Origin of the sequence: Pseudomonas thermotolerans DSM 14292, from assembly GCF_000364625.1 — a bacterium.
GTDB lineage: Bacteria > Pseudomonadota > Gammaproteobacteria > Pseudomonadales > Pseudomonadaceae > Aquipseudomonas > Aquipseudomonas thermotolerans.
The window spans coordinates 219,309-243,675 of sequence record NZ_KB822601.1; the positions used below are offsets into that span (position 1 = coordinate 219,309).

The following is a 24,367-nucleotide window of genomic DNA, read 5'->3' on the forward strand; positions in this document are numbered from 1 at the left end:
TCGGAGGTCACCAATCACGTCATCATAAGCATTCCAATCTTGGCCGTTGCGCCGCCGGCAGGTACCTCCACCCACCGGCACCGCCGAGCTGACGCCGTTTCCCGGGACGCCGCCGCTCTCGGCCCCCCATGCGCAGCGGTCTAATCAAAGGAGTCGCTTGTGATGTCTCGTTTGCCGGTCATTGTTGGCTTCGGTGGCTACAACGCCGCCGGCCGAAGCTCCTTCCACCACGGCTTCCGCCGCACCGTGATCGAATCCCTGGACGCGACCGCCCGTCAGGAGACCCTCGCCGGCCTGGCGGTGATGACCAAGCTGGTCAAGGTGGTCGACGGCCAGTTCCGCTCCAGCGAAGGGGAAGCCCTCAGTCCGGCCGACATCGAACGCCGCTATGCCCGGCAGATCCTCGACTCCACCCTGGTGCGGCGCATCGAGAAGAGCTATCTGGACGTGGACGCCGCCCACTGGCAGAAGAACCTCAGCCTCGCCGGCCCGGACGGCGCGCCGCTGACCTTCGTCACCCAGCGCAAGCAGCTGCCCGAGCCGCTGCCGGCCAGCTGGACGGTAGAGGAGCTGGACGGCAACGCAGTGCGCGTCACCCTGCATGGCAGCTGCGACGTCAAGGTGGACAGCTTCCGCGAGCTGCCGGTGAAGTCCGCCGGTCAGCTGCCCAGCGGCTTCGAGCCCGGCGAGCTGTACAACTCGCGCTTCCACCCGCGCGGCCTGCAACTGGCGGTGGTCGGCGCCACCGACGCGCTGCGCTCGGTGGGCATCGACTGGTCTACCATCCTTGAGCAGGTGGCCCCCGACGAGGTGGCGGTGTTTTCCGGCAGCATCATGAGCCAGCTCGACGAACACGGCTTCGGCGGCATGCTGCAGTCACGCCTGAAGGGCGGCCGGGTCAGCTCCAAGCAGTGCCCGCTGGGTCTCAACACCATGCCGGCGGACTTCATCAACGCCTACGTGCTGGGCAGCGTCGGGACCACCGGCAGCGTCACCGGCGCCTGTGCCACCTTCCTCTACAACCTGCAGAAGGGCATCGACCTGATCACCAGCGGCCGCGCCCGAGTGGTGCTGGTCGGCAACAGCGAGGCACCGATCACCCAGGAGTGCATCGACGGCTATGGCGCCATGAGCGCCCTGGCCACCGAGGACGGCCTACGCAGCGTGCAGGGCGGCGGCGAGGAAGTGGACTTCCGTCGCGCCAGCCGGCCGTTCGGCGAGAACTGCGGCTTCACCCTGGCCGAGTCCAGCCAGTACCTGGTGCTGATGGACGACGCCTTGGTCATGGAGCTGGGCGCCGACATCCACGGCGCGGCCACCGACGTGTTCATCAACGCCGACGGCTTCAAGAAGTCCATCTCCGCCCCCGGCCCGGGCAACTACCTGACCCTCGCCAAGGCGGTGGCCAGCGCCATCCAGCTGGTCGGCTTGGAAGGCGTGCGCCGGCACAGCTTCGTGCATGCCCACGGCTCCAGCACCCCGGCCAACCGGGTCACCGAATCGGAGCTGCTGGACCGCGTCGCCGCGGCCTTTGGCATCGAGGACTGGCCGCTGGTGGCGGTCAAGGCCTTCGTCGGCCACTCCCTGGCCGCGGCCAGTGCCGACCAGGCGGTGTCCGCCCTGGGCACCTTCCACTACGGCATCCTGCCGGGGATCAAGACCATCGACCGGGTGGCCGACGACGTGCATCGCGAACACCTGAGCATCGCCACCCAGGACCGCCAGTTGGACCGCCCGATGGACGTCTGCTTCGTCAACTCCAAGGGATTCGGCGGCAACAACGCCACCGGCGTGCTGCTCTCTCCGCGCAAGGTCGAGCGGATGCTGCGCAAGCGCTACGGCGAGGCCGCCTTCGCCGCCTACCAGGCCAAGCGCGAGGCGACCCGCGCCGCCGCCCGGCGCTACGACGAACAGGCGATCCGCGGCCAGTTCGACATCATCTACAACTTCGGCCACGACATGATCGACGAGCAGGCCATCGAGCTGGGCGCAGACGGCATCCGGGTGCCGGGCTTCCCGCAGCCGCTGCGCTACCGCAAGGACGAGCGCTTCAGCGATATGCTCGACTGAGCCTGGAGAACCGGAGCCGACCGCTTGCCGGGCAGCCCCGCAGAGGCCCTCAGGCCAGCTCGCGGGCCAGACGCAGCAGGTCGTCGCGCCACACCGCCTCGGCCGGCAGGGCGAGGAACCAGGGGTTCAGGTAGTCCTCCCGCGCCGCGTAGTCCAGCGGCGCGCCGTCGAGGCCCAGCACCAGGCCGCCGGCGCCTTCCAGCACGCCCTGGGCCGCCGCGGTGTCCCACTGCGAGGTGGGCGCCAGGCGCGGGTAGCAGTCGGCCTGGCCCTCGGCGAGCAGGCAGAACTTCAGCGAACTGCCGATGCCGGCCAGCTCCAGGTCGCCGAGCCGGCGGCTCAGGCCGGCCAGCAGGCTTTCCTGGGCCGGGCTGCTGTGCCGGCGGCTGGCCACCACCACCAACGGCCCATCATGCGCCTCGCGCACGCCGATCGCCTCGGCCTGCCCCGGCGCCTCGCTGCGCCAGGCCCCCAGCCCGGCACCGCCGTAGAAGCAGCGCCCGCTGCTCGGCTGGCCGACCACCCCGAAGCGCACCCGACCGAACTCGATCAGCGCCACGTTGACGGTGAACTCTTCGCTGCCGGCGATGAATTCCTTGGTACCGTCCAGCGGATCCACCAGCCACCAGCGCTGCCAGCGCTGGCGTTCGCTCAGGGGAATCTCGCTGGCCTCCTCGGAAAGCACCGGAATCTGCCCATCCAGCGCCGCCAGACCCGCAGCCAGCAGGCGGTGGGCGGCCATGTCGGCGGCGGTCACCGGCGAGGCGTCGGCCTTCTCGCGGACCTGTAGCTCGCCGCGCCAGTAGGGCAGGATGGCCGCGCCGGCGGCGCGCACCAGGTCGATCACCGCGGGCAGCAGGGGATGGCTCACAGGACGAACTCCCCACGCTGGGTCAGCACGTCGCGGGCCAGGTACAGGGCGGCCAGGGCGCGGCCTTCGCTGAACTGCGGGTGCTGGGCCAGGCTGGACAGCTCGCGCAGGTTGACCCGGTCGACCCGCATCGGCTCCGGCTCGTCGCCGGGCAGGTGCTCCTCGTAGAGGTCGCGGGCCAGCACCACCTGGATGCGCTGGCTCATGTAGCCGGGGGACAGGCTCAGTTCGGTGAGGAACTCCAGCTGCCGGGCGCCAAAACCGGCCTCCTCCTTGAGCTCGCGGTTGGCCGCGGCCAGCACGTCCTCTCCGGGCTCGATCAGCCCCTTGGGCAGAGACAGCTGGTAGTCGTCGGTGCCCGCGCAGTACTCCTCCACCAGGAGCGCGTGCTCGGCATCGGCCAGGGCCACCACCATCACCGCGCCGTAGCCGTTGCCCCGGTTGGCCAGCCGTTCATAGGTCCGCTCCACTCCATTGGCGAAACGCAGCTGCAGTTCTTCGACGGTGAACAGGCGGCTCTTCGCCACGACTTCGCGACCGAGCACTGTGGGTTTCTCACGCATGGGACGACTCCGGGGCTTGAGCTGGCGGGTTATCATACCCCGACTTTACCGCGGGACGGCCTGCGCTGCCGACCGCCACGTCCCGCCTTCACCAGCTTCAGGATACCCACAGTGCCGACGCTCCCCTGGTCCGCCATCGACACCGTACTGCTCGACATGGACGGCACCCTGCTCGACCTGCACTTCGACAACCACTTCTGGCTGGAGCATCTGCCACAGCGCTACGCCGAGCACCACGGCATCAGCCGCGCACAGGCCGACGCCGCGCTGCTGCCGCTGTTCCAGGAGCACGCCGGGACCCTGAAGTGGTACTGCACAGACTTCTGGAGCCGCGAGCTGCAGCTGTCGATCCCCGACCTCAAGCGCGAGGTGGCCGAGCTGATCCGCCTGCGCCCGGACGCCGACCGCTTCCTCGCCGCCCTGCGCCGCGCCGGCAAGCGGGTGGCGCTGATCACCAACGCGCACCGCGATTCGCTGTCGCTGAAGCTGGAACGGGTCGAGCTGGCCGCCTACTTCGACCGCCTGATCAGCTCCCACGACTACGGCTTTCCCAAGGAGGACCAGCAGTTCTGGTTCGCCCTGCGCGAGGACTTCGGCTTCGACCCGGCACGCTGCCTGTTCATCGACGACAGCCTGCCGATCCTGCGCAGCGCCCGGCAGTTCGGCGTCGCCCATCTGCTGGCGGTACGCCAGCCGGACAGCCGCAAGGGCCCCAGGGACACCGAGGAGTTCGCCGCCCTGGAGGACTACCGGGCGCTGCTCGAAGGCATCTAGGCGCTCAGACCGCCACCGGCGCCTTGATGTGCGGATGGCTCTGGTAGCCGATCAGCTCGAAATCCTCGTAGCGGAAGGCGAACAGGTCCTTCACTTCGGGGTTGAGGCGCATGGTCGGCAGCGGCAGCGGCTCGCGGGACAGCTGCAGGTCGGCCTGCTCCAGGTGGTTGGCATACAGGTGGCAGTCGCCGCCGGTCCAGATGAACTCGCCGGGCTCGAGGCCGGTGACCTGGGCGATCATCAGGGTCAGCAGCGCATAGCTGGCGATGTTGAAGGGCACGCCGAGGAAGATGTCCGCCGAGCGCTGGTACAGCTGGCAGCTCAGCCTGCCCTCGGCCACGTAGAACTGGAACAGCGCATGGCAGGGCGGCAGAGCCATCTGGTCCACCAGCGCCGGGTTCCAGGCAGAGACGATCAGCCGCCGCGAGTCCGGGTTGGTCTTGATCATCTCGACCAGCTTGCTGATCTGGTCGATGGACTCGCCGTTCGGCCCCGGCCAGCTGCGCCACTGGTAGCCGTAAACCGGGCCGAGGTCGCCGTTCTCGTCGGCCCACTCGTCCCAGATCGAGACGCCGTTTTCCTTCAGGTAGCGGATGTTGGTGTCGCCCTTCAGGAACCACAGCAGCTCGTGGATGATGGACTTCAGGTGGCACTTCTTGGTGGTCACCAGAGGAAAGCCCTCGGCCAGGTCGAAGCGCATCTGGTAGCCGAACACGCTGTAGGTGCCGGTGCCGGTGCGGTCGCTCTTGTAGGTGCCGTGCTCACGCACGTGACGCATCAGGTCGAGGTACTGTTTCATCGCATGCTCGCGGCGAGGAAATGGGGCGCCCATGGTAAGGACAGCCCCGGTGCAGGACAAGAACAGCCGACAGCAGGCCGCAGGTGCTCCTTCACGCCGCGGACGAGGCCGCTCGACGGTAGGCCCAGAGCATCAGGATCAGGCCGCCGAGGACCATCGGCAGGCAGAGCACCTGCCCCATGGTCAGCCAGCCGAAGGCCAGGTAGCCCAGCTGGGCATCCGGGACGCGGACGAACTCGACGATGAAGCGGAAGATCCCGTAGCACAGGGCGAACAGCCCGGACACCGCCATGGTCGGCCGCGGCTTGCGGGAATAGATCCAGAGGATGGCGAACAGCGCCACGCCCTCCAGAGCGAACTGGTAGAGCTGCGAAGGATGGCGGGCCAGCTGCTGCGGGTCGGTAGGGAACACCATGGCCCAAGGCAGGTCGGTGGCCTTGCCCCACAGCTCGGCATTGATGAAGTTGCCGATCCTCCCGGCACCCAGGCCGATGGGCACGAGGGGGGCGATGAAGTCGGTCAGCTCGAAGAAGCCCTTGCCGTTGCGCCGGCCGAACAGCCAGGTGGCGAACATCACCCCGAGCAGCCCGCCGTGGAAGGACATACCGCCCTCCCAGACGCGCAGCACCTTGAGCGGGTCGTGCAGGTAGGCGGACAGGTCGTAGAACAGCACGTAGCCCAGGCGGCCACCGAGGATCACCCCCATAGCCACCCAGAACACCAGGTCGGAGAGCTTCTCCCGGCTCCAGCGGGCGTCGAAGGCGGACAGCCGGCGCGCCGCCAGCCACCAGGCGCCGCCGATGCCGATCAGGTACATCAGGCCGTACCAGTGGATCTTCAGCGGGCCCAGGGCGAAGGCCACCGGGTCGATCTGCGGATAAGGCAGCATCCTAGTTCCTCAAAGCAGGAAATTCAGGCCAACGCCCAGCAACAGCAGGGCGAACAGGCGTTTCAGCACGCGCTGCGGCAGGCGGTGGGCCAGCCGCGCACCGACCCGGGCGAACGGCATGCTGGCCACGGCGATGCCGACCAGCGCCGGCAGGTACACGTAGCCCAGGCTCCAGTCCGGCAACCGCGCCGCGCTCCAGCCGATCACCATGAAGCTCAGCGCGCCCATCAGAGCGATCGGCAGACCGCAGGCCGCCGAGGTGGCCACCGCCTGCTGCATGCTCTGTCCGCGCCAGACCAGGAAGGGCACGGTCAGCGAGCCGCCACCGATGCCGAAGATCGCCGAGGCCCAGCCGACCACCCCGCCGGCGACGCCCAGGCCGGCCTTGCCGGGCAGGCTGCCGGCGGCCTTGGGACGCAGGTCGAAGGCCATCTGGATGGCGATGCAGATGGCGAAGGTGCCGATGATCTTCTGCAGGATCGGCCCGGAAATCGCCTCGGCAGTCAGCGAGCCGAGCGCCGCGCCGATCAGGATGCCCAGAGCCATCCAGATGAACACCGTCCAATTGACCGCGCCTTTGCGGTGGTGTTCCAGGACCGAATTGACCGAGGTGAAGACGATGGTGGCCAGCGAGGTCCCCACCGCCATGTGGGTGAGGATCGCCGGATCGAAGCCCTGAGCGGTGAAGCTGAACACCAGCACCGGCACTATGATCATGCCGCCGCCGACCCCGAACAGGCCGGCCAGCACCCCGGCCCCGGCCCCCAGCAGCAGATACAGCAGGAACTCCATCGCCACCCCCTTGCAAAGAGGGCCAATACTACCGGATGCCGCCCCATCCCCTCCAGCCAAGCCGCATCGGGGCCGGGCGACGATACCTACTAGAACGCCCGCCAAGCCGATAAGCTGTGGCTTTCCACCTGCCTGGAAGCTGCCCGATGTGCCTGATCGTTCTCGCCTGGCGCCCCGGCCACGACTGGCCGCTGCTGGTCGCCGCCAACCGCGACGAGTTCTACGCGCGGCCCAGCCGCCCGCTGGCCGAGTGGGAGGACGCCCCGGGCCTCTACGCCGGCCGCGACCTGGAGGCCGGCGGCACCTGGCTGGGGGTTACCGCCGGCGACCGCTTCGCCGCCCTGACCAACATCCGTGACCCGCGCCAGGCGCCGGGCAGCCGCTCGCGCGGCGAGCTGGTGGCCGGCTTCCTGCGCGGCCAGCTGTCCCCTGCCGAGTACCTGGAACAGGTCGCCGCCGCGGCGCGGGCCTACTCGGGCTTCAACCTGCTGGTCGGCAACCGCGACGAGCTGCACTACCTGAACGCCCGGGAGGGCCGGCCGCGCCCGCTGGCGCCAGGCCTCTACGGGCTGTCCAACGCGGCCCTGGACACTCCCTGGCCGAAGCTGCAGCGCAGCAAGGCGGCGTTCGCCGAATGCCTGGATTCGCCCAGCGCGGAAGCCCTCCTGGAACTGCTCGCCGATCCCGAGCCGGCCAGCGATGCCGACCTGCCGGACACCGGCGTCGGCCTGGCCACCGAGCGGCTGCTGTCCAGCCCCTTCATCGCCAGCCCGACCTACGGCACCCGCGCCAGCACCGCGCTGCTGCGCCGCGCCGACGGCCACCAGTTGCTGGTCGAGCGCAGCTTCGGGCCCCTCGGGGCCCGACTCGGGGAAGTGCGGGTGGAGATCCGCCCCTAACCGGAACGCACTCAGACCTGGATGGTCGCGGCCGGGTTGATCACCCGGCCCAGGCCCAGGTTGCGCAGGGCCAGTTGCAGGGTGCTGTGGGTGACCTGCGGGTTGTCGATGGTCATCACCTGCTCGAGCAGCTCCTTGGCCTTGCTCAGGGTGATTTGGCGCAGCAGCCACTTCACCTTGGGCAGGTTGGTGGCGTTCATCGACAAACTGTCGAAGCCCATGGCCAGCAGCAGCACCGCGGCCGCCGGATCGCCGGCCATCTCGCCGCAGATGCTCACCGGCCGGCCCTCGGCATGGGCACCGTCGACCACCAGGCGCAGCGCCTGGAGCACCGCCGGGTGGAGGAAGTCGTAGAGGTCGGCGACCCGCGGGTTGTTGCGATCCACCGCCAGCAGGTACTGGGTCAGGTCGTTGGAGCCGACCGAGAGGAAGTCCACCTGGCGGGCCAGCTCGCGCACTTGATAAACCGCCGCGGGCACCTCGATCATCACCCCGACCGGCGGCATGGCGATGTCCACGCCCTCGTCGCGCACCTCGCCCCAGGCGCGATGGATCAGGTGCAGGGCCTCTTCCAGCTCGTGGGTGCCGGAGATCATCGGCAGGAGAATGCGCAGGTTGTTCAACCCCTCGCTGGCCTTGAGCATGGCGCGGATCTGCACCAGGAAGATTTCCGGATGGTCGAGGGTCACGCGGATGCCGCGCCAGCCGAGGAAGGGGTTGTCCTCCTTGATCGGAAAGTAGGACAGCGCCTTGTCGCCGCCGATGTCCAGGGTGCGCATGGTCACCGGCAGAGGATGGAAGGCGGCCAACTGCTCGCGGTAGGTGGCCAACTGCTCCTTCTCGCTGGGAAAGCGCTCCTTGATCATGAAGGGCACTTCGGTGCGGTACAGGCCGACGCCCTCGGCGCCACGCTCCTGGGCACGCACCACATCGGCGAGCAGGCCGGTGTTGACCCACAGCGGCATGCGGTGGCCGTCGAGGGTCTCGCAGGGCAGCTCGCGCAGGGCGTTCAGGCCCTGGGTCAGCTGGCGTTCCTCCTCGACCACCTCGGCGTACTGGCGGCGCAGCACTTCGCTGGGGTTGGTGAACACCTCGCCGTGGTAGCCGTCGACGATCAGCTCGATGCCGTCCAGCTTGGAATAAGGCAGGTCGACCGCGCCCATCACCGTGGGGATGCCCATGGCGCGGGCGAGGATGGCGACATGCGAGTTGCTCGAACCGAGCACCGAGACCAGGCCGACCAGTTTGCCCTCCGGCACCTCGCCGAGCATCGCCGGGGACAGCTCCTCGCTGACCAGGATGGTGTTGTCGGGGTAGATCAGGCTCTGCTTGCGCTCCTCTTGCAGGTAGGCGAGCAGGCGCCGGCCGAGGTCGCGCACGTCGCTGGCACGCTCGCGCAGGTAGGCGTCGTCCATCAGCTCGAAGCGCTTGACGTGCTCGCCGACCACCCGGCGCAACGCGCCCTGGGCCCACTGGCCGGTCTTGATGACCTTGATCACCTCGCTGCCCAGAGCGCCGTCGTCGAGCATCATCAGGTAGACGTCGAACAGTGCGCGCTCCTCGGGGCGCAGCTGGCTGGCCAGCTTGGCGGAGAGCTGGCGCATGTCGGCGCGCACGCCCTCCAGGGCACTGGCGAACAGCTTGATCTCCGCGTCGACGTCCTCGACGGTCTTGTCCGGCACCACGTCCAGGTCGGCCGGCGGCAGCACCACCACCGCCTTGCCCACGGCCACGCCCGGCGAGCCGGGCACGCCGACGAAGCGCGCCTCCTGGATGCCCTTGCCCTGGCGGCCCAGGCCGCGGATCGAGCCCGTAGCCTCGGCGTGGGCGATCACCCCGGCGAGCTGGGCGCTCATGGTCACCAGGAAGGCCTCCTCGCCCTCGTCGAAGCGCCGGCGCTCCTTCTGCTGGACCACCAGCACGCCCATCACCCGGCGGTGGTGGATGATCGGCGCGCCGAGGAAGGAGGCGTAGCGTTCCTCGCCGGTCTCGGCGAAGTAGCGGTAGCGGGGGTGTTCGGAGGCGTGCTCGAGGTTGAGAGGCTCCTCGCGGCTGCCCACCAGGCCGACCAGGCCCTCGCTGGGCGCCATGCTGACCTTGCCGATGGCCTTCTTGTTGAGGCCCTCGGTGGCCATCAGCACGAAGCGGTTGGTCTCCGGATCCAGCAGGTAGACCGAGCAGACCTGGCTGCCCATGGCCTCCTTGACCCGCTGCACGATGATCGTCAGCGCCGCCTTGAGATCCTGGGCAGCGTTCACTTCCTGGACGATCTTGCGCAGCGTGTTGAGCATCTGTCGTTTCCGTCAGTCGCGCACCGGCAGGCGCGGGGCGAGTTCCTTGAGGGCGCGCCGATAGACCTCGCGCTTGAACGTGACCACCTGGCCCAGCGGGTACCAGTAGCTGACCCAGCGCCAGCCGTCGAACTCCGGCTTGCCGGACAGGTCCATGCGCACCCGCTCCTCGGAGGACTGCAGGCGGAGCAGGAACCACTTCTGCTTCTGGCCGATGCACAGCGGCTGGCTGTGTGTGCGCACCAGACGCTGCGGCAGCCGGTAGCGCAGCCAGCCGCGGGTGCAGGCGAGGATCTGCACGTCCTCGGGGTCGAGGCCGACCTCCTCGTTCAGCTCGCGGTACAGGGCCTGTTCCGGCGTCTCGTTGGGGTTGATGCCCCCCTGCGGGAACTGCCAGGCGTCCTGGTTGATCCGGCGCGCCCAGAGCACCTGGCCAATGTCATTGGTCAGGATAATGCCGACATTGGGGCGGAAACCATCGGGATCGATCACGGCAGACAACCTCGCAAGCGCTTATCTCCGCATTGTTCCACAAAGCTCGTGACAGCGGCAACGCGACCTCCCGGCCGGTGGGCAGGGGCGGCAAAAGGCCTTATCCTGTCGGCCCTTTTTCCCCTTCCCTAGCGAGCGAATCATCGTGCGTCTGGCTCTCTTCGACCTCGACAACACCCTGCTGGCCGGCGACAGCGACCACCTCTGGGGCGACTTCATCTGCCAGCGCGGGCTGGTGGACGCCGCCGAGTACCAGGCCCGCAACGACGCCTTCTATGCCGACTACTGTGCCGGCAAGCTGGACGTGGTGGCCTACCAGAACTTCAGCCAGGCGATCCTCGGGCGCACCGAGCCTGCCCAACTGGACGCCTGGCACCGGGACTTCATGCGCGAGGTGATCGAGCCGATCATCCTCGCCAAGGGCGAGGCACTGCTTGAGGAGCACCGCCGCGCCGGCGACAAGCTGGTGATCATTACCGCCACCAACCGCTTCGTCACCGCGCCCATCGCCCGGCGCCTGGGGGTCGACACCCTGATCGCCACCGAATGCGGCATGGCCGCCGGCCGCTATACCGGGCAGATCACCGGCATCCCCTGCTATCAGGAAGGCAAGGTGGTGCGCCTCAAGCAGTGGCTCGAGGAAACCGGCTTGGGCCTGGAAGACAGCTATTTCTACAGCGATTCGCGCAACGACCTGCCGCTGCTGGAGACCGTGGCCCACCCGGTGGCCGTGGACCCCGACGAAGTGCTGCGGGCTACCGCCACCGAGCGCGGCTGGCCGGTTATCTCCCTCCGCTAGGCGCCCTTCTCCGGGCCGAGGCAGCCCCGCTCCCTGGCCGGCGCCTAGAGCGGCTTGACGCTGACCAGCAGCAGGAGCACGGCGAACAGCCCTAGGGTCAGCACCGCCAGCAGCGTCAGGGCGCGCGGCACCGCGACCTGCTCGCCGCCGGCCTGCAGCGCGGCTGCCAGACGCTGCAGACGGCCGGCGAGCAGCAGCCAGCCGATAAACGCCGGGATATAGAGCAAGGCGCTGCCAAGCAACCAGAGGGCGTCCAGCGGCCAGGGCTGCAGATGGGCCAGCCACCAGGCGCTGACCGGCAGGCTTAGAATGCTGAGCAGCGCTAGTGCCCAGCCACCCCAGCCGATCTGGCGCAGCCGCTTCGCCGCTTGCTCGCCGCCGAGCTTCACGGCCCGCCAGGCCAGCCAGGCGAGACCCAGGGCGGCGACGAGCAGCAGCGCGGTGCCGCCGATCAGGGCCAGGTTGAGAGTCTGTACGCTGTCCATGGTGAACCTCCGGGAATTCCCTTTCGCAACAGGCTAGCCCAGGAACAGGTGATAGGCCGGGTTGTCGGTCTCGTCCCAGAACGGGTAGCCGATCTTCTCCAGGGTCGCCGCCAGCTGCTCGCGCTCGTCCTCCGGCACCTGCAGGGCGGCCAGCACCCGACCGTCCGCCGAGCCGTGGTTGCGGTAGTGGAACATGGTGATGTTCCAGCGCCCGCCGAGCTTGTTGAGGAAGTTGAACAACGCGCCGGGACGCTCGGGGAACTCGAAGCGGAACACCAGTTCTTCCGGTACCGCCGCAGCATGTCCGCCGACGGTGTGGCGGATGTGCAGCTTGGCCAGCTCGTTCTCGGTCAGGTCGAGGACCGGGAAGCCCTGGGCGCGCAGGCTGTCGATCAGCAGCTCGCGGGGGTCGTTCTCCGGATGGGTCTGCACGCCGACGAAGATGTGCGCTTCCTTGTCGGTGTGGTAGCGGTAGTTGAACTCGGTGATCTGCCGCTTGCCGATGGCCTCGCAGAAGGCCTTGAAGCTGCCCGGCTTCTCCGGGATGGTCACGGCGATGATCGCCTCGCGCTTCTCGCCCAGCTCGGCGCGCTCGGCGACGTGGCGCAGGCGGTCGAAGTTGATGTTGGCGCCGGAGTCGATGGCCACCAGGGTCTGTCCGCGGGCGCCCTCGCGCTGGACGTACTTCTTGATCCCGGCCACCGCCAAGGCGCCGGCCGGCTCGGTGATCGAGCGGGTGTCGTCGTAGATGTCCTTGACCGCCGCGCAGATCTCGTCGCTGCTGACGGTGACCACCTCGTCCACGTAGCGCTTGCAGAGGTCAAAAGTGTGCTCGCCGATCTGCGCCACCGCCACGCCGTCGGCGAACAGCCCGACCTGCGGCAGCACCACCCGCTCGCCGGCGGCCATGGCGGCCTGCAGGCAGTTGGCATCGTCCGGCTCGACGCCGATCACCTTGACCTCGGGGCGCAGGTACTTGACGTAGGCGGCGATCCCGGCGATCAGCCCGCCGCCGCCGACCGGTACGAAGATGGCGTCCAGCTGGCCCGGGTGCTGCCAGAGAATCTCCATGGCCACGGTGCCCTGGCCGGCGATCACGTCCGGATCATCGTAGGGGTGGATGTAGACGTAGCCCTTCTCCTCCACCAGCTTCAGCGAGTGGGCCAGCGCCTCAGGGAAGGCGTCGCCGTGCAGCACCGCCTTGCCGCCGCGGGCGCGCACGCCCTGGACCTTGAGCTCCGGGGTGGTGCGCGGCATCACGATGGTGGCCTTGATGCCCAGCTGCTTGGCGGCCAGGGCCACGCCTTGGGCATGGTTGCCGGCCGAGGCGGTAATCACCCCGCGAGCCTTCTCCTCTTCGCTGAGCTGGGCGATGCGGTTGTAGGCACCACGAATCTTGAACGAGTACACCGGCTGCAAATCCTCGCGCTTGAGGAGAATCTGGTTGCCCAGCCGCTCGGAGAGCTGGCGGGCCGGCTGCAGGGGGGTTTCCACCGCGACGTCGTAGACACGCGAGGTGAGGATTTTCTTCACGTACTGTTCAAGCATGGGAGGTGGCACTTTGGCAGGAAGGAGCGAAGGGGGGCAGTCTACTCCACTGCATCCCGGCTGTGGGAGCAATCTTGGCCGCTTATTCCCGGCCTCCGGCGCTATAATTCGCCGCCTCCCACCCCCAACCTCGCGGAAGCCTCATGAACCAGGACCAGCTCAAGCAGGCCGTCGCCCAGGCCGCGGTCGACCACATCCTCCCTCACCTCGACAGCAAGAGCGTAATCGGCGTCGGCACCGGTTCCACCGCCAACTACTTCATCGATGCCCTGGCCAGACACAAGATGGAATTCGACGGCGCGGTGGCCAGCTCGGAAGCCACCGCGGCGCGCCTGAAGAGCCACGGCATTCCGGTCTACGACCTCAACTCGGTCGGCGAGCTGGAGTTCTACGTGGACGGCGCCGACGAGAGCGACGAGCACCTGCACCTGATCAAGGGCGGCGGCGCGGCGCTGACTCGCGAGAAGATCGTCGCGGCGGTGGCCAAAACCTTCATCTGCATCGCCGACCAGAGCAAGCTGGTGCCGGTGCTCGGCCGCTTCCCGCTGCCGGTGGAGGTGATCCCCATGGCGCGCAGCCACGTCGCCCGCCAGCTGGTCAAGCTGGGCGGTGACCCGGTGTACCGCGAGGGCGTGGTGACCGACAACGGCAACGTGATTCTCGACGTGCACAACCTGCAGATCGTCAATCCGGTGGAGCTGGAGGCGCAGATCAATGCCATCGTCGGGGTGGTCACCAACGGCCTGTTCGCCGCCCGCCCGGCGGACATCCTGCTGCTCGGCACCCCGGAGGGCGTGCGCCAGCTGAACCGCTGATCCTCCGGTCCGGAGCGTGCCGGCATCTGGCCAGCCAGAGAGCTGGCCAGATGCCGGAGGCCGGCTAGGCTTAAAGGAATTCATCACGCGTCAGGAGAGACGACACATGCCCGGCAAGTTCGAACTGAAAAAGGCCAAAGACGGCCAGTTCCACTTCAACCTGCTGGCCAGCAATGGCCAGGTGATCCTCAGCAGCGAGCTGTACAAGGCCAAGGACTCGGCCCTCAACGGCATCGAGTCGGTCCGCAAGAACGCCATCCGCGAAGGCGCCTTCGAGGCCAAGAGCGCCGCCAACGGCAAGTTCTACTTCGTGCTCAAGGCTACCAACGGCCAGGTGATCGGACAGAGCCAGATGTACGCCAGCGCCGCCAACCGCGATGCCGGCATCCAGTCGGTGATCAAGCACGCCCCCGACGCCAAGCTGGAAGACGGTACCGCCTGAGCCGCGCGACAGCCACCGCGAAGGGGGAAAGGCCGAGCGCATCACTCGGCCTTTTTCTTGAAGACGTAGAACAGGTTGGGCTCGCTGACCAGGTAGAGGTTGCCCTCGTCGTCGCTGGTCAGCCCCTCTGCCTGCGGGACGAAGCGCTTCAGGCCGTGCTGGCCGCGCAAGAGCGACAGACTGCTGATCGGCTCGCCGTCGGCGTTCAGCTCCAGGGCCAGGCGCGACTCGTCGGAAAGCGCCAGCAGGTGGCCGGTGCGGACGTCGTAGTGCAGGCTGGAGATATCGCGCACGAACAGCCGCGCATCGCGCTGCGGATCGTTGGCCACGTGCACCGCGAACGGCTGCTGCGGGTCCAGCAGGGGGAAGCCGCGGATCTCGTAGATGCGCACCGGGTCGCGTTCCTTGGCCACGAACAGGCGGTGCCCCTGCGGGTCGTAGGCCAGCCCCTCGAAGCCCTTGTTGCCGTTGGTGCCGATGCCCAGGCTGATCTGCTGGCCGGCGGAGGCGTCTAGCTCGCGGGTCTGCTCGTCGATCTGCACCCTGACCAGGCGCTGCTCGCGTTCGTCGCTGATCACGTAGACCCCGGGGCCGATGTACTCGACCGCCTCCGGGTCCACGAAGCCGCGTAGGGCGATGCGCCGCAAAATACGGCCGTCCAGGGACAGCTCGACCAGCTGCATGTCGCGGTTGGTGACGGTGAACAGGCTCTTGCGGTCCGGATCGTAGGTAAGCGCCGAGACATCCTCCAGATCCTCCAGCTCCAGGCCGTCGATCACCACCCGGTAATCCGGCAGCCACAGCGACACGTCCTTCCAATGGGCCTCGTGGTGCCACTCCTGGACGGTAAACCAGGCACGCTCGTAAAGACGGAATTCCTTGGCCGCGACGGCCAGCAGCAGCAGGACCACCAGCCCCAGCAGGGCGAGCAGGCTCTTGAGAGTGAAGCGTGAAGACATCCGTGGCGCTCGCGGCGAGAAGAAGGTCAGTGGAGTCATGCGCAACAGAACCCTGAGTGATGATTCCCCTCAGCCGGCATCAAGCCCGACCAAGCATTACGGGCCCCAGGTGGGCCCGCCCCCTTCCCGAAGGAGGGAGCGGACGGCGCTCACTGCACCAGCTCGACGATGTCCACGTCGATCTCGCGGCCGGTCAGGTCGCGCTCCACCTCGCCGGTCAGCTTGACCGTGGCACTTTCGGAGATCTGCTGCGGCGGCCAATCGTCGTCGTCGATCTCCACCTGGATGGTGCCGGTGGCGTCCTTGAACTCGTACTTATCGCCTTTCAGGCGCTTGACGATCTGCCCGGTGAGTACCACCGGCGTGTCGTCGGGGGCCTCCAAGGCAGCGGCGACGGTGGTCACCTGCGGCGTGTTGCTCGGGCCAGTGTAGCCGCCGGCAGCGAAGGCCGAGGCGGACAGCAGCGGAACGAACAGCAGGGCTAGAGCTTTGGGTTTCATGAGAAGGATCCCCTATCGGTGGTTGACGGGATCAGCTTAGGTCGGTCACCTGAACCCAGCCTTAACGGGCCCTTAAGCCAGGCTTAAATCGCCGGCTTCAGCCTTCGGCCGCGGCCTCGCCGCCCCTGCGGAACACGTAGAACAGGTTCGGCTCGCTGACCATGTAGATGGTGCCCTGCTCGTCGATGGCCACCCCCTCGGCGCGCGGAATGCGGTTGTCCAAGCCGTTGAAGCCGCCGATCAGGCTGATGAAGCTGACCGGCTCGCCCTCCTCGTCCAGCTCCAGAAGCAGCCGGGACTGCGCCGAGAGCACCAGGATGTGCCCGGTGCGCGGGTCGACGCTGAGCGCCGAAAGGTTGCGCAGACCCAGGCTGTCATTGGGCAGCGGCTGCATCCGCCCGGCAAAGCGCGTGGCGCCGTTGCCCGGCCAACTGAACACGGACAGCGGCGAGCGCTCCTTGCCGAGCAGCAGGCGCTGGCGCGCCGGATCCCAGGCGACGCCCTCGAAGCCCTTGTTGCCGGAATCGGGGAAGCCGAGGTCGATCTCCTGGGTCTGCGCGACGTCGATCTCCCGGGTCTGCGCGTCCAGCGTGAAGATCGCCAGGGTCCGCCGGCGCTCGTCGGTGATCGCCAGATGTCCGTCGGCGAGCACCGCCACGCCCTCCGGGTTGGCGAAACCGCGCAGCGGGATGCTGCGCAGCACCTCGCCGGAGAGGCTCAGTTCGACGAGCTTGGGGTTGCGCCCGGTGACGGTGAACAGGGTGCCGCTGGTCGGGCTGTAGCTGAGGTCGGAGGTCTCGTCCTCGTCCAGCCCGGCCAGCGGCTTGGCCTGGATCACCGCCTGGTAACCCGGCAGCCAGATGCTCGCGGCGCGCTCGGCCTCGCTGAGGGTGAGCTCGCGCAGCCAGATCCGCGCCTGGTCGTCGAGGTGGAAGGCCCGCCCACCGGCGATCAGGGCGGTCAGCAGAAACAGGCAGGCCAGCCAGCGGGGGCGGCGCAGAAAGGAAAGCGGCATGGCGATGACACCGGCAGTGGATGGGAAGAAACTAGACCACCCGATGACCATCTGGTTGCATCGGGCCTCCAGCCTAGGCCGGTATCGATGAAAAAATCGTGAACGGGGCGCTCGCGCCGCCGGGGGAAGCGCACCCTGTCCGGCGCCCCCGGACAGGGCGCGTCGCCTGCGCCTTACAGCACCCGGCCGTGGAAGCGCGGCTGGCCGACCAGCTCCAGCACCAGCTCGGCGCCGGAGCGCAGCGGGCCGACGCCGGCCGGAGTGCCGGTGGACACCACGTCGCCGGCCTGCAGGCTGAAGTGCCCGGCGATGTGCTGGATCAGCGGCACTATGGGGTAGAGCATGTCGCGGCTGTTGCCGTCCTGACGCACCTCGCCGTCGATGGTCAGGCGGATGCCGATGTCGGCGGGGTCGGCGATGGCGTCGCCGGGCACGAAGGGAGCCAGCACGAAGGCGCCGTCGAAGGCCTTGGCCAGTTCCCAGGGGTAGCCCTTCTCCTTGAGCTTGGCCTGCACGTCGCGCAGGGTCAGGTCGAGGGCCGGGGCGTAGCCGGAGATGGCGTCGAGAACCTCCTCCCTGCTCGGCTTGCGCGACAGCGGCTTGCCGATCAGCACGGCGATCTCCGCCTCGTAGTGCACCGCCCCACGGTCCTGGGGAATGGCGAAGCCGCCCTCCAGAGGCACCACGCAGCTACCGGGCTTGATGAACAGCAGCGGCTCGCTGGGCACCGGGTTGTTCAGTTCCTTGGCGTGCTCGGCGTAGTTGCGGCCGACGCATACCACCTTGCCCATGGGAAAATGAATGCGGGTGCCGTCGCTGTACTGATGCTGGTAGCTCATTGGGATTCCTCCGGGGCTGCAAGCTCCGGTCCGCGGGGACTGCCCCCCCGCGGCTCCTGGCGGGACGCTTGCGCGTGCTTAATTGTTGAAGATCTTGCCGGGATTCATGATGCCGTTCGGGTCGAATACCGCCTTGATGGCCTTCATGTAGGCGATCTCGGCCTCCGAGCGACTGTAATGCAGATAGTCGCGCTTGGTCATGCCCACGCCGTGCTCGGCGCTGATCGAACCGTTGTACTTCTGCACGGTCTCGAATACCCACTTGTTGACCGTGGCGCACTTGGCGAAGAACTCGTCCTTGTCCATCTGCTCGGGCTTGAGGATGTTCAGGTGCAGGTTGCCGTCGCCGATGTGGCCGAACCAGACCACCTCGAAGTCCGGGTAGTTGGCCTCGACGATGGCGTCGATGTCCCTAAGGAAGGCCGGCACCTTGCCGACGGTGACCGAGATGTCGTTCTTGTACGGGGTCCAGTGGCTGATGGTCTCGGAGATGTACTCGCGCAGCTTCCAGAGGTTCTGCAGCTGCTGCTCGGACTGGCTCATCACCCCGTCGAGCACCCAGCCCTGCTCCACACAGTGCTCGAACACCGCCAGGGCCTCGTTGGCCACCTCCTCGGTGGTCGCCTCGAACTCCAACAGGGCGTAGAACGGGCAGTCGGTCTCGAAGGCGCGCGGCACGTCGCCGCGGGCCAGCACCTTGGCCAGCGCCTTGTCGGAGAAGAACTCGAAGGCGGTCAGGTCCAGCTTGCTCTGGAAGGCGTGCAGCACCGGCATGATGGCCTCGAAGTCCGGCGTGCCGAGGACCATGGCGGTGAGGTTCTTCGGCGCACGCTCCAGGCGCATGGTGGCCTCCACCACGAAGCCCAGGGTGCCTTCGGCGCCGATGAACAGCTGGCGCAGGTCGTAGCCGGTGGCGTTCTTGATCAGGTCCTTGTTCAGTTCCAGCAGGTCGCCCTTGCCGGTGACCACCTTGAGGCCGGCCACCCAGTTGCGGGTCATGCCGTAGCGGATCACCTTGATGCCGCCGGCGTTGGTGCCGATGTTGCCGCCGATCTGGCTGGAGCCGGAGGAGGCGAAGTCCACCGGGTAGTACAGGCCCTTCTCCTCGGCGAACTGCTGCAGCTGCTTGGTCACCACGCCCGGCTGGCAGACCACGGTGCGGTCGTATTCGTTGAAGGCGAGGATGCGGTTCATGTAGTCGAAGGCCACCACCACCTCACCGTTGGCCGCCACCGCGGCGGCGGACAGCCCGGTGCGACCGCCAGAGGGCACCAGGCCGATGCGGTGCTCGTTGGCCCAGCGGACGATGGCCTGGACCTGCTCGATGGTCTTCGGGAACACGATGGCCAGCGGCGCCGGCGCGAAGTGCTTGGTCCAGTCCTTACCGTAGGTGTTGAGGGAGTCGGCGTCGGTCAGCACCTTGCCGGGCTCGACCAGGGTCTTCAGCGCTTCGATCTGGGCAGCGTGGGTCATCTGCGGAACTCTCAAACGGTTCATGGTCACCCTGAGCACGCTTCATCGTGCGGGGGTGGGGCTTTCGGGGGGCCCGTATGCTAGCATACGCCCCCCGTTAATCGCGCCCGCCAGAGGGTGTTCCGACTTGCGGGACCGGCCCTCCCCCTCCGGCCGACCAGACCTTTCTACCGGGATCGACAGGTACGCAGATGAGCAGCAAGACCTCTCTCGACAAGAGCAAGATCAAGTTCCTTCTCCTCGAAGGTGTGCATCAGAACGCGGTGGACACCCTGAAAGCCGCCGGCTACAGCAACATCGAGTATCTCAAGACGGCGCTGTCCGGCGACGAGCTGAAGGAAAAGATCGCCGACGTGCACTTCATCGGCATCCGCTCGCGTACCCAGCTCACCAAGGAAGTCTTCGACTGCGCCAAGAAGCTGATCGCCGTCGGCTGCTTCTGCATCGGCACCAACCAGGTGGACCTCAAGGCCGCCCGCGAGCGCGGCATCGCGGTGTTCAACGCGCCCTACTCGAACACCCGCTCGGTGGCCGAACTGGTGCTCGGCGAGGCCATCCTGCTGCTACGCGGCATCCCCGAGAAGAACGCCTCTTGCCACCGCGGCGGCTGGATCAAGAGCGCTGCCAACTCCTACGAGATCCGCGGCAAGAAGCTGGGGATCATCGGCTACGGCTCCATCGGCACCCAGCTGTCGGTGCTGGCCGAGGCTCTGGGCATGCAGGTCTACTTCTACGACGTAGTGACCAAACTGCCGCTCGGCAACGCCCAGCAGGTCGGCAACCTCCACGAGCTGCTCAGCATCGCCGACATCGTCACCCTGCACGTCCCCGAGCTGCCGTCCACCAAGTGGATGATCGGCGAGAAGGAAATCCGCGCGATGAAGAAGGGCAGCATCCTGATCAACGCCTCGCGCGGCACCGTGGTGGAGCTGGACGCCCTGGCCGCGGCGATCAAGGACGAGCACCTGATCGGCGCCGCCATCGACGTGTTCCCGGTCGAACCGAAGTCCAACGACGAAGTGTTCGAGAGCCCGCTGCGCGGCCTGGACCGGGTGATCCTCACCCCGCACATCGGTGGCTCCACCGCCGAGGCGCAGGCCAACATCGGCCTGGAAGTGGCCGAGAAGCTGGTCAAGTACAGCGACAACGGCACCACCACCTCGGCGGTCAACTTCCCGGAAGTGGCCCTACCGTCGCACCCCGGCAAGCACCGTCTGCTGCACATCCACAAGAACATCCCCGGGGTGATGAGCGCCATCAACCGGGTGTTCGCCGACAACGGCATCAACATCTCCGGTCAGTTCCTGCAGACCAACGAATCGGTCGGCTACGTGGTGATCGACGTGGACGCCGCCTACTCCGACCTGGCCCTGCAGAAGCTGCACGAGATCGAGGGCACCATCCGTACCCGCGTGCTGTTCTGAGCCGTCAAGCGGACAGTAAAAAAGGGAGGCTGCGGCCTCCCTTTTTCGTTTTTCCTGCCGCCCGCGTCACTTCACCGTGACGGTGATCTTCTCGGAGACCACCGGCGGGTCGAACGGCACGTGGTTCTTGTCGCCCACCACCAGCTGCAGGGTGTGCTTGCCAGGCGTCAGGGTGACCTCGGTCTCGGTCTGCCCCTTGCCGAAGTGGCGCACCGCGTCGGAGGTCGGCAGCGGCTGATCGAGGGCCGGCATCTGGTCGACGTCGATCAGCAGGTGATGGTGGCCGGTGTCCGGCACGTCCACCCCGGCCGGCGCCACCCCCATGCCCTTGAGGCCGAACTTGACGGTGAAGGTCTGGTCCACCTCGGCGCCGTCGGCCGGCTCGATGAAGTACACCTGGGCGCCAGCGGGCGCCGAGGTGCGCGGCACTTCGGCCTGGACGGAGGCAATGCCGGCGAACAGCGCGGCACTCAGACAGACGCTAGGCAACAGGAATTTCATGTTGTTTTGCTCCTTGCATGGCTGGAATCAGGACTGGACCTGAATGGCGCTCGGGACTGCCCCGGGTTCAGCGACATCCAGCTCGGCCAGGGCTTGGGCAGCCTCGGCCAGCTGGTCTTCGTTGAACACCCGGATCCCGGCGCGACGCAGCAGCGCGGCGGTAACACCTTCGCCGGCCACCCGACGGCCTGTGAAGCTGCCGTCGTAACCCTCAAGATTACCGCAAGATGGGCTGCGCGCCTTGAGCACGGCAATCCGCACCCCGTGTTCCTCGGCCAGCTCGAGGGCGCGCCGGGCACCGGCCAGGAAGGCGGCGGTGACATCGATGCCCTCGATGCTCAGTACCGGCAGGCGGCCATCCAGCACGGCCGCCCCCTGGGCTCCGGGGATTTCCGCCGGCGGCCGCGGGGTCGGCAGGCCACCGGCCACCTCCGGGCAGATCGGCACCACCCGGCCTTCCGCCTGCCAGCGCGCCAATGGCTCCAGCGGCCCGTTGCTGCCGCCGTCGTAGCGCACCCGCTCGCCGAGCAGGCAGCGGCTGACCAGGATCTTGTGCATGGGACGCTCTCGATTCAGTGCGTGGGACTGTTCAGCATAGGCCAGGCCGGCGCGCTTCAGGCCCCGGACTGCACCTGGCGTAGCAGGCGGGTGAGGGTGCGGTCCAGGGCATTGGCGAAGGCCTGGCGGTCGCGCTCGCCGTATGGGGGCTGGCCACCGCCGACCTGACCCTGCTCGCGCAGGTCGGTGAACAGATTGCGCACCGCCAGGCGCTCTCCCATGTTGCGCTCGTCGAACTCGCGGCCGCGCGGGTCCAAGACGGCGACCCCCTTCTTCACCAGCCGGTCGGCCAGGGGCACGTCGCTGCAGATCACCAGCTCTCCGGGCTGGGCATGTTCCACCAGATAGTCGTCGGCGGCGTCCGGGCCGCTGGGCACCACGATCAGCCGCACGCAGGCGAAGGCCGGCTTGCTCTGCCCCTGACCGGCCACCAGGACCACCTCGAAGCGGCGCTTGAGGGCGAACTTGACGACTTGGTCCTTGGCCGCCTTGGGACAGGCGTCGGCATCGATCCAGACACGCATGGAGAATCCTGCAGGAGGGAAAGCGGGCGGCCAGTCTGGCCCGGCCGCCCACGCAACTCAAGTGTCGAGGGCCGCGGCTCGGCGCCGGCCGATCCTGCGACTGCGTCCGTAGAGCAGGACGATGGCCAGCAGGACCAGGACCTGGGCACCGAGAGTGTAGGCGTCCGGGTGGATGCCCAGCCAGTCGCACTCGACGAAGGCCAGCGGCCGGGTACCGAACACCCCGGCCTCCTGCAGTGCCTTGACGCCGTGCCCGGCGAACACCACCGAGAGCGCACAGAGCAGCACCGCGTTGATCAGGAAGAACTGCCCCAGGGGCAGCTTGGCCGAGCCACGCAGGATCACCCAGGCCAGGCCGAGCAGCGCCATCAGGGCAGTGGCCGCGCCGGCCAGCACCGCGCCGTGGCCGGCCGGGCCGGCTTGCAGCCAGAGGGTTTCGTAGAACAGGATCACCTCGAACAGCTCACGGTACACCGAGAAGAACGCCAGTACCGCGAAGCCGAAGCGCCCGCCACCACTGACCAGACTGCTCCTGATGTAGTCCTGCCAGGCCGCGGCATGCCGGCGGTCGTGCATCCATACGCCGAGCCAGAGCACCATCACCGCAGCGAACAGCGCGGTGCAGCCCTCCATCAGCTCGCGCTGGGCGCCGCCGATGTCGAGGAGCCAGGCGGCCAGCGCCCAGGTGGCGAAGCCGGCCACCAAAGCCAGGCCCCAGCCGACATGGACGCTGTGCGCCACCTGGTGCTGGCCGGTGTTGCGCAGGAAGGCGAGGATCGCCGCCAGCACCAGGATCGCCTCCAGGCCCTCGCGGAGCAGGATCAGCAGGCTGGAGAGGAAGCTCAGCGACCAGTTCAGGCCGTCGCCGGAAAGCAGCTCGGCGGCAGCCTGCAACTTGCCCTTGGCGTCCTCCAGCAGGCGCGCCGCGGCGGCCGGCGACTGGCCGTCGCGCAGCGCCTGGCGGTAGGCCATCAGCGCCTGCTCGGTGTCGCGGCGCAGCCCGGCGTCGAGGTTGTCCAAAGAGCTTTCCACCAGCTCGAAGCCTTCCAGGTAGGCGGCCACCGAGAGGTCGTAGGCCTGCTCCTGGTCGCCCTCGCGGTAGGCGGCGAGGCTCTTGTCCAGGGTGACGGCGGTGTAGTCGAGCAGCTGCCGCGGGCCGCGCTGGACCTGGTGCGGCTGGGCACGCTGGGCACGGAAGGCCGCGGCGGCGGCGCTGCCCTGCGCGGCGGCGACTTCCGCCGGGGTCAACCGGGCCAGCTCGCCGATGTCGAAGCGTGGCACGGCATCAGCGACCGGCGCGGCGCTCAGGCCGGCGACGTAGCTGGCCAGATCCCAGCGCTGGCGCTCGTCCAACTGGTCGGCGAAGGCCGGCATGTCGGTGCCGTCGATGCCCAAGGTCAGGGTATTGAACAGGCCGTAGAGGCTCAGCTGGTCCATGCGGGCCGGATCGCGCAGGTTGCTCGGCGGCGGCTCCATGGCCACCCCGGCCGGGCCGTCGCCGGCACCGCTGGCACCGTGGCAGACCGCACAATGCTGGGCGAACAGCGGTTCGCCGCGGGCCGGATCGGGGGTGATCAGCGGCGCCTGGCTGAGCTCGTAGACCACCGCCAGCTGGGCGCTCAGGCGCCGCGCCTCGCGAGCCACGGCGGCACCCTCGCGGCGCTCCTCGATGGCCTGGCGCAGTTCGCGCAGTCCCTGCTGCAGCTCGGTCTGCTGCGGGCGCGCCGGCAGCGAGGCAATCAGGTCCTGCAGATGGGCGAGGAATTCCAGCTGTTCGCGGTATTCGCCGTCGTCGACGACTTGCCCCCCGGCCACGGTGGCCGGATAGTCGGCGGCGATGTAGTCGAGCAGATGCACGGCCTGGACCACCTCGCCCTGGGGCGCGGCGGACAGATTCAGGCTGGCGAGGCTCAGCAGGGCGAACAGCAGCCAGACAAGAGAGCGGATAGGAAGGGACATGATCAAAACGCAAATGAGAATGGCTGAGCGTTGATTCTCACCTTCCTAACTGCTCCTCGCAATAGTTTGTAACAAAAGACCGGTCC

At 67.9% G+C, this 24,367-nt stretch carries 25 protein-coding genes; 7 read left to right on the forward strand and 18 right to left on the reverse strand.

What is annotated here, in order from left to right:
* Positions 1-162 precede the first annotated feature (162 nt).
* On the forward strand, positions 163-2,070 hold the full coding sequence (locus H165_RS0103930; protein ID WP_017937606.1) for a beta-ketoacyl synthase: 1,908 nt from the start codon (positions 163-165) through the stop codon (positions 2,068-2,070).
* Between the two features lie 49 nt (positions 2,071-2,119).
* Here H165_RS0103930 and cysQ read toward each other — a convergent pair whose 3' ends face one another.
* Together cysQ and nudE are read right to left on the reverse strand one after the other, a co-directional pair.
* Positions 2,120-2,941 carry a 3'(2'),5'-bisphosphate nucleotidase CysQ gene (cysQ, locus tag H165_RS0103935; protein WP_017937607.1) on the reverse strand — a complete coding sequence of 274 codons (822 nt, stop codon included), beginning with the start codon at positions 2,939-2,941 and terminating at the stop codon, positions 2,120-2,122.
* A complete protein-coding gene (gene nudE, locus H165_RS0103940) occupies positions 2,938-3,504 on the reverse strand; it encodes an ADP compounds hydrolase NudE (RefSeq protein ID WP_017937608.1) in 567 nt (188 codons plus the stop codon). Before nudE ends, cysQ begins: the two co-directional genes overlap by 4 nt.
* Positions 3,505-3,615: 111 nt before the next feature.
* Between nudE and yrfG the strand changes: the two genes are divergently transcribed.
* Positions 3,616-4,278, forward strand: a complete 663-nt coding sequence (yrfG, locus tag H165_RS0103945; RefSeq protein ID WP_017937609.1) for a GMP/IMP nucleotidase — start codon at positions 3,616-3,618, stop codon at positions 4,276-4,278.
* A 4-nt stretch (positions 4,279-4,282) separates the two neighbouring features.
* Here the strand turns inward: yrfG and H165_RS0103950 are convergent, their stop codons facing one another.
* The 3 genes from H165_RS0103950 to H165_RS0103960 all read right to left on the reverse strand — a co-directional run bounded on the left by H165_RS0103950 (position 4,283) and on the right by H165_RS0103960 (position 6,758).
* A complete protein-coding gene (locus H165_RS0103950; protein WP_017937610.1) occupies positions 4,283-5,077 on the reverse strand; it encodes a thymidylate synthase in 795 nt (264 codons plus the stop codon).
* Between the two features lie 91 nt (positions 5,078-5,168).
* On the reverse strand, positions 5,169-5,966 hold the full coding sequence (gene lgt, locus H165_RS0103955; protein ID WP_017937611.1) for a prolipoprotein diacylglyceryl transferase: 798 nt from the start codon (positions 5,964-5,966) through the stop codon (positions 5,169-5,171).
* A gap of 9 nt (positions 5,967-5,975) precedes the next feature.
* Positions 5,976-6,758 (reverse strand): sulfite exporter TauE/SafE family protein, encoded by a 783-nt coding sequence (locus tag H165_RS0103960; RefSeq protein WP_017937612.1) that lies wholly within the window; start codon positions 6,756-6,758, stop codon positions 5,976-5,978.
* 146 nt (positions 6,759-6,904) lie between these two features.
* On the opposite strand from H165_RS0103960, the gene H165_RS0103965 reads away from it, so the two are divergent.
* Positions 6,905-7,657 (forward strand): NRDE family protein, encoded by a 753-nt coding sequence (locus H165_RS0103965; protein ID WP_017937613.1) that lies wholly within the window; start codon positions 6,905-6,907, stop codon positions 7,655-7,657.
* Between the two features lie 11 nt (positions 7,658-7,668).
* On the opposite strand, the gene ptsP is transcribed toward H165_RS0103965, so the two are convergent.
* Positions 7,669-9,948, reverse strand: coding sequence for a phosphoenolpyruvate--protein phosphotransferase (ptsP, locus tag H165_RS0103970; protein ID WP_017937614.1), 2,280 nt, complete (start codon positions 9,946-9,948; stop codon positions 7,669-7,671).
* Between the two features lie 12 nt (positions 9,949-9,960).
* Entirely contained in the window at positions 9,961-10,440 is a 480-nt protein-coding gene (locus H165_RS0103975) for an RNA pyrophosphohydrolase (protein ID WP_017937615.1), read from the reverse strand.
* Positions 10,441-10,585: 145 nt separating this feature from the next.
* On the opposite strand from H165_RS0103975, the gene H165_RS0103980 reads away from it, so the two are divergent.
* Positions 10,586-11,239, forward strand: coding sequence for a histidinol-phosphatase (locus tag H165_RS0103980; RefSeq protein ID WP_017937616.1), 654 nt, complete (start codon positions 10,586-10,588; stop codon positions 11,237-11,239).
* A gap of 44 nt (positions 11,240-11,283) precedes the next feature.
* On the opposite strand, the gene H165_RS0103985 is transcribed toward H165_RS0103980, so the two are convergent.
* On the reverse strand, positions 11,284-11,724 hold the full coding sequence (locus H165_RS0103985) for a DUF2269 family protein (RefSeq protein ID WP_017937617.1): 441 nt from the start codon (positions 11,722-11,724) through the stop codon (positions 11,284-11,286).
* Positions 11,725-11,757: 33 nt separating this feature from the next.
* Positions 11,758-13,272, reverse strand: coding sequence for a threonine ammonia-lyase, biosynthetic (gene ilvA / locus H165_RS0103990; RefSeq protein WP_017937618.1), 1,515 nt, complete (start codon positions 13,270-13,272; stop codon positions 11,758-11,760).
* 143 nt (positions 13,273-13,415) lie between these two features.
* Between ilvA and rpiA the strand changes: the two genes are divergently transcribed.
* Both rpiA and H165_RS0104000 read left to right on the forward strand, forming a co-directional pair.
* A complete protein-coding gene (gene rpiA / locus H165_RS0103995) occupies positions 13,416-14,087 on the forward strand; it encodes a ribose-5-phosphate isomerase RpiA (RefSeq protein ID WP_017937619.1) in 672 nt (223 codons plus the stop codon).
* 106 nt (positions 14,088-14,193) lie between these two features.
* A complete protein-coding gene (locus H165_RS0104000) occupies positions 14,194-14,529 on the forward strand; it encodes a YegP family protein (protein WP_017937620.1) in 336 nt (111 codons plus the stop codon).
* 41 nt (positions 14,530-14,570) lie between these two features.
* Here the strand turns inward: H165_RS0104000 and H165_RS0104005 are convergent, their stop codons facing one another.
* The 5 genes from H165_RS0104005 to H165_RS0104025 form a co-directional block, all read right to left on the reverse strand.
* The gene (locus tag H165_RS0104005) at positions 14,571-15,488 is read right to left on the reverse strand and encodes an SdiA-regulated domain-containing protein (RefSeq protein WP_017937621.1); all 918 of its coding nucleotides are present in this window, start codon (positions 15,486-15,488) and stop codon (positions 14,571-14,573) included.
* Positions 15,489-15,637: 149 nt separating this feature from the next.
* Positions 15,638-15,988, reverse strand: coding sequence for a NirD/YgiW/YdeI family stress tolerance protein (locus H165_RS0104010; RefSeq protein ID WP_017937622.1), 351 nt, complete (start codon positions 15,986-15,988; stop codon positions 15,638-15,640).
* A 97-nt stretch (positions 15,989-16,085) separates the two neighbouring features.
* Entirely contained in the window at positions 16,086-17,003 is a 918-nt protein-coding gene (locus H165_RS0104015) for an SdiA-regulated domain-containing protein (protein ID WP_017937623.1), read from the reverse strand.
* A 173-nt stretch (positions 17,004-17,176) separates the two neighbouring features.
* Positions 17,177-17,842, reverse strand: a complete 666-nt coding sequence (locus tag H165_RS0104020; protein ID WP_017937624.1) for a fumarylacetoacetate hydrolase family protein — start codon at positions 17,840-17,842, stop codon at positions 17,177-17,179.
* A gap of 78 nt (positions 17,843-17,920) precedes the next feature.
* Complete coding sequence (locus H165_RS0104025; protein ID WP_017937625.1) at positions 17,921-19,315, reverse strand: FAD-binding oxidoreductase; 1,395 nt, start codon at positions 19,313-19,315, stop codon at positions 17,921-17,923.
* Between the two features lie 191 nt (positions 19,316-19,506).
* Here H165_RS0104025 and serA point away from each other — a divergent pair, with 191 nt between their 5' ends.
* Positions 19,507-20,739 carry a phosphoglycerate dehydrogenase gene (serA, locus tag H165_RS0104030; protein ID WP_017937626.1) on the forward strand — a complete coding sequence of 411 codons (1,233 nt, stop codon included), beginning with the start codon at positions 19,507-19,509 and terminating at the stop codon, positions 20,737-20,739.
* 66 nt (positions 20,740-20,805) lie between these two features.
* On the opposite strand, the gene H165_RS0104035 is transcribed toward serA, so the two are convergent.
* Genes H165_RS0104035 through H165_RS0104050 form a run of 4 tightly spaced genes read right to left on the reverse strand, consistent with a single transcriptional unit; the run spans position 20,806 to position 24,281 of the window.
* Positions 20,806-21,240, reverse strand: coding sequence for a DUF4399 domain-containing protein (locus tag H165_RS0104035; RefSeq protein WP_017937627.1), 435 nt, complete (start codon positions 21,238-21,240; stop codon positions 20,806-20,808).
* Between the two features lie 27 nt (positions 21,241-21,267).
* The gene (locus tag H165_RS0104040) at positions 21,268-21,798 is read right to left on the reverse strand and encodes a 2-thiouracil desulfurase family protein (RefSeq protein ID WP_017937628.1); all 531 of its coding nucleotides are present in this window, start codon (positions 21,796-21,798) and stop codon (positions 21,268-21,270) included.
* 56 nt (positions 21,799-21,854) lie between these two features.
* Complete coding sequence (locus tag H165_RS0104045) at positions 21,855-22,322, reverse strand: YaiI/YqxD family protein (protein ID WP_017937629.1); 468 nt, start codon at positions 22,320-22,322, stop codon at positions 21,855-21,857.
* Between the two features lie 57 nt (positions 22,323-22,379).
* Positions 22,380-24,281 carry a cytochrome c/FTR1 family iron permease gene (locus H165_RS0104050; RefSeq protein ID WP_017937630.1) on the reverse strand — a complete coding sequence of 634 codons (1,902 nt, stop codon included), beginning with the start codon at positions 24,279-24,281 and terminating at the stop codon, positions 22,380-22,382.
* Between the last annotated feature and the right edge of the window lie 86 nt (positions 24,282-24,367).